Origin of the sequence: Paenibacillus sp. FSL R7-0198 (assembly GCF_038000415.1) — a bacterium.
Lineage (GTDB): Bacteria > Bacillota > Bacilli > Paenibacillales > Paenibacillaceae > Paenibacillus.
This window is the reverse complement of record NZ_JBBOCB010000003.1, coordinates 1-11624: the sequence shown is the minus strand read 5'-3', so window position 1 is coordinate 11624 and position 11624 is coordinate 1. Positions and strand designations below refer to the sequence as shown.

Annotated in this window: 6 protein-coding genes; 1 reads left to right on the top strand and 5 read right to left on the bottom strand. The window is 44.8% G+C overall.

What is annotated here, in order from left to right; genetic code table 11:
- Positions 1-201: 201 nt before the first annotated feature.
- On the bottom strand, positions 202-3456 hold the full coding sequence (locus tag MKY87_RS30695; protein WP_340967801.1) for a bifunctional cytochrome P450/NADPH--P450 reductase: 3255 nt from the start codon (positions 3454-3456) through the stop codon (positions 202-204).
- A gap of 297 nt (positions 3457-3753) precedes the next feature.
- Complete coding sequence (locus MKY87_RS30690) at positions 3754-4674, bottom strand: NAD(P)/FAD-dependent oxidoreductase (RefSeq protein WP_340967802.1); 921 nt, start codon at positions 4672-4674, stop codon at positions 3754-3756.
- Between the two features lie 461 nt (positions 4675-5135).
- On the opposite strand from MKY87_RS30690, the gene cyoE reads away from it, so the two are divergent.
- A complete protein-coding gene (cyoE, locus tag MKY87_RS30685; RefSeq protein ID WP_036608378.1) occupies positions 5136-6065 on the top strand; it encodes a heme o synthase in 930 nt (309 codons plus the stop codon).
- A gap of 114 nt (positions 6066-6179) precedes the next feature.
- On the opposite strand, the gene MKY87_RS30680 is transcribed toward cyoE, so the two are convergent.
- The 3 genes from MKY87_RS30680 to MKY87_RS30670 all read right to left on the bottom strand — a co-directional run bounded on the left by MKY87_RS30680 (position 6180) and on the right by MKY87_RS30670 (position 11545).
- On the bottom strand, positions 6180-7949 hold the full coding sequence (locus tag MKY87_RS30680; RefSeq protein WP_340967799.1) for an ABC transporter ATP-binding protein: 1770 nt from the start codon (positions 7947-7949) through the stop codon (positions 6180-6182).
- Positions 7946-9691, bottom strand: a complete 1746-nt coding sequence (locus MKY87_RS30675; protein ID WP_340967798.1) for an ABC transporter ATP-binding protein — start codon at positions 9689-9691, stop codon at positions 7946-7948. Before MKY87_RS30675 ends, MKY87_RS30680 begins: the two co-directional genes overlap by 4 nt.
- Positions 9692-10309: 618 nt before the next feature.
- A complete protein-coding gene (locus MKY87_RS30670) occupies positions 10310-11545 on the bottom strand; it encodes an MDR family MFS transporter (protein WP_340967797.1) in 1236 nt (411 codons plus the stop codon).
- Positions 11546-11624 lie beyond the last annotated feature (79 nt).

The following is an 11624-nucleotide window of genomic DNA, read 5'->3' as shown; positions in this document are numbered from 1 at the left end:
AAGGACTGTCAATCATTTTTATTTCAAATTTTATTGTAAACGCTAACAGTTCAGGAGTGAGAAAATGAACCGAGCGACGGCTCATGGTGAGATCATCATAACAGCCGCTAATTTGGAGACAAAGCTCCAGATTAAGCGGCTGTTTGTTAGCTTGAGTATATTAAGGACTGTATATTAGTAGATGTTGGAGTCATCTCCGTCTTAATGTACCTCCTCATGCACAGCTTTAGGCGTTTCACCTGTTCGTTTATTACCTGCCCACACGTCTTGCACGTAGCGTCCTTCGGCCTGAAGCTGAATGAGCCAGTTTTTCGCTTGCTGCATCGTTGCTTCATGCACCTCCTGATATGCTTGTTGCAAAGTCTCTTCTACCTCAGGAGCCATCAGGCTTCCATCCCCGCATACGTAGAGTTTTCCTTTGTTCATCAGCATGTGAATTAACTTTTCGGAATTCTCTTTCATTAGATGCTGTACATACGTTTTGGGCTTGCCTTCTGCACGAGAAAAAGCAGTGTGTAGCTTAACGATCCCTTCCCTTTCGTATTGCTCAAGCTCCTGACGATATATGAAATCTGAAACATTCCTGCACCCAAAGAACAAATGCGCCTCACTCAGTGGCAAACCTCTCTGTTTCATGACAGCTCTCGCCTGGAGGAAACCTCTGAACGGTGCAACCCCCGTCCCCGGTCCCACCATGATCATCGGTACGTCAGCCTCTTTAGGCAAATAAAATTCGGATTCCGGCGTACGCACAAACATCAGAATACGTTCTCCGGATGGACAACCGGCAAGGTACGATGAAGCAACTCCCTGGTATTCGCCTTTGCCACTCCATGCAGGCTCTCTTACTACCGATACGGTTATGCTCGCTTGCTCTGAATTCAGGCTTGGCGAACTGGATATTGAATAATATCTGGGCTTGAGTGGAGGCAATAGTTCAAGGAACCTTTCGAATGGCAGTTCACACGCCTCATACTTTTCTAGCAGGTCCAACATGGTGATTCGATTGGCAAGAATATAATCCTTGTAGCTGTTTTCATCCAACATGCCTTCCAGTTCACGCTTATGAGGTGGACATACCGTATGATTAGCTAACTCCTGCAACTGTGTTCTGGAGACTGGTGTCTGCAATTCCACACAATAAGCGAGCAACTCATGAATTTTGACGGGTCTGTTCAGTGGTAGGTGTGTAAGATGGCTGACGTCCGAAGTTAATTGGATCGGAGTATCCCCACGTAGTCCGAACCGACTGAGTATCCGATCCACATTCTGCTTCTGATTGCTAGGCAAAACGCCAAGATGGTCGCCTTCTCTATAACTCATGCCTTCAGGCAGTAACACTTCGATGTGACGCGTGCTTCTTCCACTTCCCAGCGCCTGAAGCTCTTTATTGACTACAACCGTGGCATAGCTGGCATCATAAGTTTGTGCAAGTGGCATCTCTGCTTTCTCGTGGACAAACTCCATTTGAAGTCTGCTTGTGCTTGGTAGGGTTGGCTTCACTACTTCCGCGTTGATCCCCAGAGCATTCAACACCTGCGGCCACAACATATGCTGCCACGTCTCAACTTGTTTCTCCATATCACCTCCGGCATCGGCTTCACCTCGGGATAACAGTCTTTTACCTCCCAATTCTTCAAGCTTCTCATCTATCAATCGAGGAATACTCTGATACGTCCCGGACCAACTCCGATCTCCACAGCCCAGAACGGCATAGTTTACATCCCTTGCTTCCTCTGACCCCGCACCATTCAACCAGTCTACAAATGCCGTAGCATTTTGCGGAGGTTTACCATTATACGAAGCAGTGACGATGAGAACGACACCCTGACGAGGTAAGCGGCCCATCCACTCATTCAGAGTGGCTGCTTCACTTGGGATTCCATACGAACGACCTTTCACTACAAGCTCTCTGGCAATGCCTTCTGCCGTTCCGAGATTGGAACCATATAACACCAGGAGCGAAGGGTTACCATCTGCTTCACCGGCCAGGGTATCTCCCATTTGACTGGAACTTGCTACGTCTTTATGAACATCAGGAGCAGGTTTCTCTTCCATAGATCTGGTAGACTTATTCATCTTTTGTGACACTTCACGCGCTTTCACCTGGATTCTGAAGTCTCCCGGCTTCAACGTCAGCGTCTGTTTAACATCCAATTCATAATTGCTGTAATCGATCAGCTCAAAATGTTTGAGGACCATGCCAAGCACAAGTGTTGCTTCATATAAAGCAAACTGCATGCCGATACACGCTCTCTCCCCATTACCAAAAGGTTTATATGCATGGTGAGGTACTTTCGTTGTATCTTCAAATCGCTCTGGACGGAAAAGTTCCGCATCCTCTCCCCATGCCTCTTTGTCACGGTGAAGCTGAGGCAGAAGAATACTGCAACTTTCCCCTTTCTTCAAGGGATATCTGCCACCTATAACCGTGTCTTCTTTTGCATATACGTCAAATCCCGGAGCGGTTGGCCAGAGACGTAACGATTCACTGAGAATCATGCGAATATAGGAAAGCTGAAGAATTTCCTCGTACTGTGGTGAGTCACTGACCAATATCTGATCCACCTCGTCATACGCCTTTTGAAGCGAATCCGGATTTTTCAGTAGAAAGTAAAGAGCAAAAGATAACAAACCACTCGTGGTTTCATGTCCGGCAATGAGAAACGTAATAATCTGATAACGGATGTTCTCATCATCCAGCATTTCTCCAGTCTCCGGATCTTTACCATTCAACATACGTGCGAGCAAGTCGACCTCTTCGGGTGCTGAACTCGCTTTACGTTCCTCTATAATCTGATCTACCAGAGAGAACATCGTCTGTATATCCTCTTGGAACTGTCGCTTGGTTTTCACCATAAGCAGATTCTGAATTTTCAAACGGGAACTCTTCTGCATAGCTTCATTTAATGCCCGAACCATGCTTTCAATAAAAGGACTGTGGTCCTGTCTGTAAAAACTGTTAAACCGATAATTAAATCCACATAGTCCAATGGTATCCAACGTAAGGCGTGTCATATCATCCGCAACATCAATCGTATCGTTGGAATTGAGGCGTGCCCATTTGTTGATCAACTGTTCGGCAATATCAACCATCATGGGATGATAACCTTTCATGGCCTGTTTGCTGAAGGTGGGAAGCAGAATGTTATGGGCCTTTTTCCAATTGGGCTCCGATGTTCTGCTTGTAAATAAACCATCGCCTCCAAAGGCACGTACATTTTCGAGTTCATTGTATACATATTTGTCAAATCGGGACACATCGCACAACTCAGCGACAAGATCTGGTCCAGATACGATTAAACCGGAATAACCGGGAACCGTAAGTCGATATATTGGTCCATGCTGTTCAGCCAGGACACCTAGCGACAGCGTTGGTTTCTCTTTATCAATTAAGGGCAGATTGCCAAGTGGTCCATACATTTTGGGTTGTGGAATATAAGTTGCATCACTCATGATGATCACCTCTTAACTGTACGCCGTGGAGCAAGGTATTCGTTAGCCATTTGATGGCTGTTCTGCTTTCATTCATAAGTGATCTCTCCTTTGATGATTTTATAAATGATAGTAATTTGTATCATTTGATAATACAATAAACCAAAATTGATTTAATATCAAATTTTCTTCCGGCTGAATTACTTTCAATTGAACCGTTCAACGTTTAAATTGAATAACAACAAATAGAGGATTGCATATGCAATCCCCTACTGTATGAACCAATGACGTTATGATTCAATGACGTTTTAATTTATTCTAATGATGACTTGGCTCATCCCACTTCTCGAAATTCAATTCATTATTAATGCTTACCGCAGACAATGCCCCCAGAGACGCAGCCGTGATTGCCTGATACATCTCGGAAGCTGCATCACCAGCACTGTATACACCCGATACGGATGTTTTGCCGGAAGCATCAACGATAACCGTTCCCGACTCTGTAATTTCACAACCGATGGCTCTCGGCAGTTCTGATCCGGTAAACAGTTTCGGTTGGAAGAAAACTCCTGTGCATGGAATCGCTGTACCGTCATTTAGTACAACTTGCTGTACCATCCCTTCTTCAGAGTTAATAGATTGAATCGGTGCATCGAATACAGTAACATGATGCTGCTTCAGCTCTTCACGCTGCTCATCAGTTAAGGAATCTGATCCATTCGTACAGATCGTATAACGTTCTGTCCAGCCGGATATGACTTTTGCCATATGTAATGCCTTATCTCCACTAACGATGATGACCAGCGATTGGTCTCTTAACTCCCATCCATCACAATATGGACACACAAACGCACTTTTACCGTAGACCTCTGTTAATCCGTTAATATCCAAGGGAAGGTCTTTCTTACCTACCGCAAACAAAATCTTTTTCGTGTGATAACTTGCCCCCTGTGTAGTCTTAACTACAAAATCACCATCGCTACCTGTTATCGCTGTTGCCGTATCGGATGCAAATTGAACTGAGGGATAAGCTGCAATCTGTTCTTTGGCAGCTTTCCGGAATTCACGTGGACTTGCCCCATCTCTTGTCACAAACCCATGAGTCTCCCTTGTAACCCAGTTACGCGGTGTCTCATCATCAATGACCACGACGTTCTTACGTGCCCTGCCGAGTACAAGCGCCGCATTAAGCCCCGCTGGTCCTCCACCAATAATAAGTACATCCAAGAGTTGATTCATATTACTCATATTATTCACCCTTTCCAGACATTTAATATCTCTAATTATGTTTTAAAAATAACCTCCGCTTTCTCTTAAAGAAGATAATTCGGAGATTACAAGAAATATTTCTAAAAAGACCATTAAAGATATCTTATATCTACAATAAACAAATCCTAAGCTTTTTGCAACATATATCTTTATCTATCTTTTTCAATCCAGCCTGTGTGAGTTGAACAAAAGAACATTTACACTTACACTATAATGACAGAACAAACTTCACATCGCTGTTATCTCCGGATTTTTCGATTCTCTCCTGTAACACAGAAATAATTATTTAACAATTAAAAACAACCTTGTTTTTAAATTGTTCACAATCAAATGACATTATTTTAAATACTAAAACGTTAATTAAATCACATAGTGTATTGAATGGTATAATAGCGACATAATATATAAGTATAGATATAGGAAGTGAGTTCTTGAAAACATTGAATAATGGTTCACAGACCAATATCAGCCTGGAGTATAGCTCGATTCCGAAAGTTTTCTTCGATACAATCAAAATCGGAATCATCAAGTCCAACCTGATCGCCATGTTTGCGGGTTTAAGTTTGGCTTTATATGTATTTGATGCTTCAATCTTAGCTAATATTGTACCAATCATCCTTTCCTTTATTGGGTCTTCTCTCATTATTGGAGCTGCAGGGGTGTTTAACAACTTGTATGATCGTGATATCGATGCGATCATGGAACGTACGAAGAAACGTCCTACCGTTACGGGACGCGTAGATACCAAGTCGGGTCTGATTCTCGGTATTGCAATCACCATCATCGGGGGCATCATGTTGTACATCGCTTCCCCATCCGCTGCTGTATTCGGTATTTTGGGTCTGTTGCTGTATGTGTTCCCTTACACGATGTGGACCAAACGTACAACGATCTACAACACGGAAGTGGGAAGTCTTTCGGGTGCTGTGCCTCCACTCATCGGTTGGGCAGCCATTTCACCGGAACTGGGTCATTTCGAGATCTGGGCATTGGTCGTTACGATGCTCTTATGGCAAATGCCTCACTTTTACGGGATTGCGATTCGTCGTTTTGACGAATACAAAGCTGCTGGTGTTCCCATGCTACCCGTTGTTAAAGGCATCAGACGGACATACATTCAGACCAATGTGTATCTGGTACTGTTACTGATCTCCAGCTTTTTGTTCTGGCCGATGAGTCCATTTGTCGCTATTGTGGCATTTCTGGTTAGCTTGGCCTGGCTCATTCTTAGTGTGGCTACCTTTGATAAGAAAGAAACAGAGAAATGGTCCAAACGGATGTTTATCTTCTCCATTAACCATATCACTATTATCTTCCTGGTGATCATTGCGTATTCCCTGATTGCTCAAATGATGAGATAAAAATATTCCATCTTTCCACTCGTTATAACGATAAAAAGCCTTACAGACTGTACTCTTGCAAGGAGTCGCCTGTAAGGCTTTTTTGCTTTTTATTATCTTTTCAAAATTGTAAAGCTATCCAACTTTGGCGGGAGTTTGCTCCCCTTGCCACAGCAGCTGCATCTCTTCATTGGTGGCAAGCAGTTCGGCCAAGCTTCCCTCGGCTTCAATGCGTCCATTTTTCATAACAATAATATGATCTGCTTTGGAAAGTGCTGCCCTGCGGTGAGAAACTGCAATGCAGCTGACATCCGGCTCTTGGAACAGCCCTTCCCATACTTGTTGTTCTGTCTCCACATCCAGTGCACTGGACAGGTCATCAAAGATAAACAGGTCCGCTTCCGTCATTAACATGCGTCCTGTTGCCGCGCGCTGACTCTGCCCGCCTGAGAGCATGACGCCTCTTGGACCAACCGGGGTCTCAAGTCCCTGATCCAGATGTTTGATATCTTTCTGCATCACAGCCAGACGAATGGCTTTTTCCAGTGCTTGCTCGGTGTTACCCTGTTTGCCCTGGACGATATTTTCTTTCAACGTATCACTAAACAGTCTTGGTACTTGCGGGGTATACGCTGCTCTAGGCGGCATCAGGAATGTGGCTGGATCAACAGCCGCTCCATTCCAGTGAATGTCCCCTTTTTGCTTGGGTAGCAGTCCAAGAAGTGTTCGTACAAGCGTTGATTTACCTGACCCGATCCGTCCTGTAATAACAAGAAATTGTCCGCGTTTCAGACGGAAACTGATCTCTTCTATGCCATTTGAAGAATTCGGATATTGATAAGTCAGCTTATTCACCTCAAGAGATTGCAACTTCTCCTTAGGGTCCCTCTGTTTACTTACAAGCTCCGGCGGATCTTCATACAGATAGATTTCTCTCGAATCCATGATCTGGTCTTCTTCCCCCGGGCGGAATAGCTTACGCATACGATCATACGATACCTTGAGCCTTTTGTGCTGAAACACCATATAACCAAACAGTGAAATGCTAAATCCGATATTGGCCAGATAACTGGTGAATAAGGCAAAATCACCTACGGTAAAGTTCCCTGCTTTCATCTCAGCTGCACACATCAGTAGAATCAATCCGGTACAGATACTTAGAACATGCTGATTCATCGATCTCATCCACTGCTTGAACAGATTGTCTCGAAGTGCAGCCTGGCGACGATCTTCATTCAACTGGTTAAAACGTGAAGAGACATTCTCTTCGGCCTGACCCAGTTTCAGGGCTTGCACTGCTCCAAACGTTTCCGCAATAAAACTGGTAATTCGCCCAGTCGCTTCACGATTAACCTGTGCATACTTCCGAGCCCGATTCCCGGACAGGTTGTTGAGCAAGGTCACAACTACCAATGGCAGCACAGCGACCAACGTGATCTTCCAATTAATGTTCGCCATAATGACGATCGACACAATAGCAAATACGAGCCGCCCCCAGAAGTCCACCCATGATTCTACATACTCGACGACTTCATCGACATCATCCCGAAAGCGACTCATCGCCTCCCCTGGTGAAGCCGGAAGATTACGCCCCGGCCAGCGCATGATCGCTGCGAGCATGTTGGTTCGCAAAATCGCCTGAACATGATACAGATACGTAACCCATGCATAGAAGGCTACAAAAAATGTGCCCACCCGTGCCATTCGGACCAAAGCAATAAAGATAAGCGGCACAGCAAGCCACATGTAGTCATTTGACCCCACTGTTGTGCGATCAAAAAACCATTGCATTCCAATACCAATGGCTAGCGGCAAGGAATGAAATATACACCATAACAATCCGTTGATTACAAATAACAAAGGCCTGAATCGAAACAAACGGCCTATAAATCCTGCTACAGTCATGCCAATTCCTCCTCTCGGCCTGTAATGAGCAGTCTGGCATAGTGAGATGCCGGGTTACTGGCAAGTTCTTCTCTCGCTCCAAACTCCAGTACCTTCCCATCACCGAGCACCATAATCCGGTCAACTTTCTCCAGCGTAGCCAATCGGTGAGCAATAATGACTCCGGTGGATTGTTTCATTAACTGATCAATTGCAGATTGCAGCATACCTTCGGTCGCGGCATCCAGACGTGACGAAGGCTCATCCAGAATAACCAGACTTGGTTCGGTCAGGAATACGCGGGTTAAGGCAAATAACTGTGCTTCCCCTGCCGACAATGAAGCTCCACCTGCAGCCAGATACGTATCAAGTCCTTCTGGTTGTGAATTAATCCATTGGCTAAGTCCAAGGCGATCCGTCGTCTCCTTGATCATATAATCCGATACATCCCCATTGAACAGGGTCAGATTGTCACGCAGTGTGCCATCAAACAACTGCACGTCCTGTGTCACCATACCCACCCGGCGATAGAGCGCTTGTAATGAAAGCTTTGTGATATCCGTTCCACCTACACGGATCGTCCCCCGATCCAGATTGTATAGCCGGAGAAGAACACGACTAAGACTCGATTTGCCGCTACCTGTGCGACCGATGATTCCCAGACGTTCACCAGGCTTAATGGCAAAAGTAATGTCCTGCAATACCGGTTTATCCTGGTTATAACTGAAGTGCACCTGACTGAATTCCAACCCAAGCGGTCCTTCCGGCAATTGCTCCTCTTTGCCCTCTTCAATCACACTGTGCATGGACAACAGCTCTCTGGAGCGCAGCATGCCTGATTTTGCTTTTTGGAACTCCTGCACCTGATCTCCAAGCATCTCAATCGGATCATTCAGCATCTGCGTATATTGGTAGATCAGAAATAATGTTCCGATACTAATTAGACCTTCCATATAGTAATGCACACCCAACAAAAGCACCGCAGTGACCGCCAGAGCGAACAGAACTACTGTGGTATTCCACGGAATAACCCGTAGCAGCCAGGCTTTTCTCCCCTTACGGAATACCGTGCGCATCGTGCGGTAAAAGCGGTTCATCACATAGGGCACATGACCATTTGCTTGCACATCTTCAATCCCCGCAATGCGTTCTTCAATTAATCCGAACAGAGAGGCACTTGCCGCCCGTTCATTTTTGGAAGAGTCCACGCCCAGATTTCGGATGAAGACCATGAACAGGATCGATAATAATGTGAACACGGTCATGACCAAAGCAATGGGTACATTAACGCTGAACATGAATCCGAGAATTCCGGCCAGCAGTACAAAACTCCCGATCACCTGCACAATGAACATCGCGAAAAAATTGGAGATGCTCGTTACGTCACCATCCACACGTTCAATCATCTCACCAGGTGTTTTCTCATTATGAAAACGCATATCGAGACGCAGACAGTGCTTCAGCAGATCTCCGCGCAGTTGATTCGTGGCCCGCCAGGCCACATCATTCCCCAAATAACTTACCGCTACCGTGATGAGTTGATTAAACACGGCAACAACCAGAAATATTCCTGCGAGTTGAACAAGATTGGTGAGGACTCCCCCACTTGCTGCTGTATCGATAAATCGTTTGATGATTTGTGGATTCAAGAGCTGAAGCCCCGTTGATGTGAGCAACATGATTAAAAGTAAGGCCAGCCGTCCTTTGACTGGTTTTAGATAGCGCAGCAGCCATGACATGGAGCTTTTCTCTGTTTTGGGCACAGGTCCCACCTCTTTATTGGTTTATTTATATAAAGTGAACTAAAGAACTTTACACTGAAACTACGATGACAGAATAACCTTTTGGTCGCTGTTATCCCCACTAGGATGAGTCATACATAATGACATTAAAATCGGGATTTCTCGCCCATAATTGATATGTAGAACGTAAGTTGACCATTGTACACTCTCCTTTTTAACAAGTTAGTTTTTTATAAAATAACGCTCCAAACGCTCCTTTCCATGTGAACAAATTGGGCGGAATGCATGCAAAAAAGCCATAGATGAACTAATGTTCATCTACAGCTTGTAACCAAAAGAGACCGGATGAAATGCAAAGCATTTCCCGTATCTCCTCTGCATCGCAATAATGATGAGCGTCCACGACAGGGGTGCACAAACATGACTGTCCCAACGCGATCATTGCAAAATAATTGGATTAGTGTCACTATGCTCATGCGTATTCAGTTATCGATTCGAAATCTGTATAGGCATAAACATAATCATCATCCCACCCGTTTCACATATTTGTTGTTTATTGTATTCGCTGGACTAACATTCGTCAAGATAATTTTAACTGAATTGTTATTTAATTCATGTCATTAATCTTTTCAACTTCCGCTACATACTTAATGATGTGGATTCGGCTTGCTTCTCTCTAACAATAAGACGTCTATGTGCGATCAGAAGAAAAGGTACTCCCAGTGCAGTCGTCAGCGCAATAGGTACAAAAACGGCCAGCCCATTCTCCGCTCCAAATTGACTTAGCAACAACCCTCCCATGACAGGAGCAATGACACTACCGATATTATTGAAGCCGATGGTACCGAAATACGTCCCTTTCCATTCCGGCTTTGCAATCCGGTCGATGAGCATATCCATCATCGTGAACAACAATACTTCCCCAATGGTAAATAGTATGACACTCATCATCATCATGAGTACACCTTCAGCGATTCCAACCATCATCAGACTGGTTGCAACCAGCAGGTTACCCACAATCAGAGGAACAAGCGGTGGAAAGTTTCGGAAGGTTCGCACAAGCGGATACTGAATAATCAATACCGTCACGGCATTCAGGGAAAGCATGTATGAGAACATCTGGCTTCCATTTTCAAAGATCGGGCTCCTCGCCAAGTACTGTGCCAACGTAGAACTAAAGTGCCCGTAACCCAGAACACAAAATGTGGTACCGATTAATACTGGCAAAAACACCCGGTCGCAGCCGGTGGTCATAAGTGCTTCACGCAAACGTGGTGCGGTTGCCTGATGACGCTCTGGCAGATTGGCATGCTGTAGCTTGAATTGTAGAAATAATACAAGTCCATAGGCTATGTATACCAAGCCGGAAATCATAAACGGAAACGTTGATTCAGATGATCCCAGCTGAAATCCGATAATTGGCCCAAAGACCACACCGAGATTAATTGCAGCATATCTGAGGTTGAACACCAGCAATTTGTTCTCTGGAGAAGTAATATCCGATAACAGTGCTCTGGAGGTGGGCTCAAATACTGCGCGGCATAATCCGTTTAACGTATTGGCAACAAAGAACACCCATAGATGCTCTGCTGCTGAAAAAATAAAAAACACACCTGCCCAACTAAATACCGAGATTAACATCACGATTTTGCGCCCGATCCGGTCCGAAATATAACCTCCATAAAAGCTGACCATTACACCTGCCAGCGAGCTAACGGCCACAGTAATACCGGTCTGGGTCGGTGTAGCTTCTAGTACACGTGTCAGATAGATGGATAGAAACGGGATACTCATTGACGTTACAAGACGTCCAAACATGGTTCCGATAATGATGGTCCATGCCAAGGGGTGAATTTGCCTTAAATATTGCTTCATGCGAACTTCTCCTATTCTTTACAAATGCTTCAAAAGCGGACTTTTCGAAGTACCTCTTCTAATACGTGTTCAAAAAGTT

Excerpts from the sequence above, each read along its gene's own strand:
- MKY87_RS30670 (WP_340967797.1), bottom strand. The coding sequence starts at position 11,545 with ATGAAGCAATATTTAAGGCAAATTCACCCCTTGGCATGGACCATCATT.
- MKY87_RS30680 (WP_340967799.1), bottom strand. The coding sequence starts at position 7,949 with ATGACTGTAGCAGGATTTATAGGCCGTTTGTTTCGATTCAGGCCTTTG.
- MKY87_RS30690 (WP_340967802.1), bottom strand. The coding sequence starts at position 4,674 with ATGAATCAACTCTTGGATGTACTTATTATTGGTGGAGGACCAGCGGGG.
- MKY87_RS30695 (WP_340967801.1), bottom strand. The coding sequence starts at position 3,456 with ATGAGTGATGCAACTTATATTCCACAACCCAAAATGTATGGACCACTT.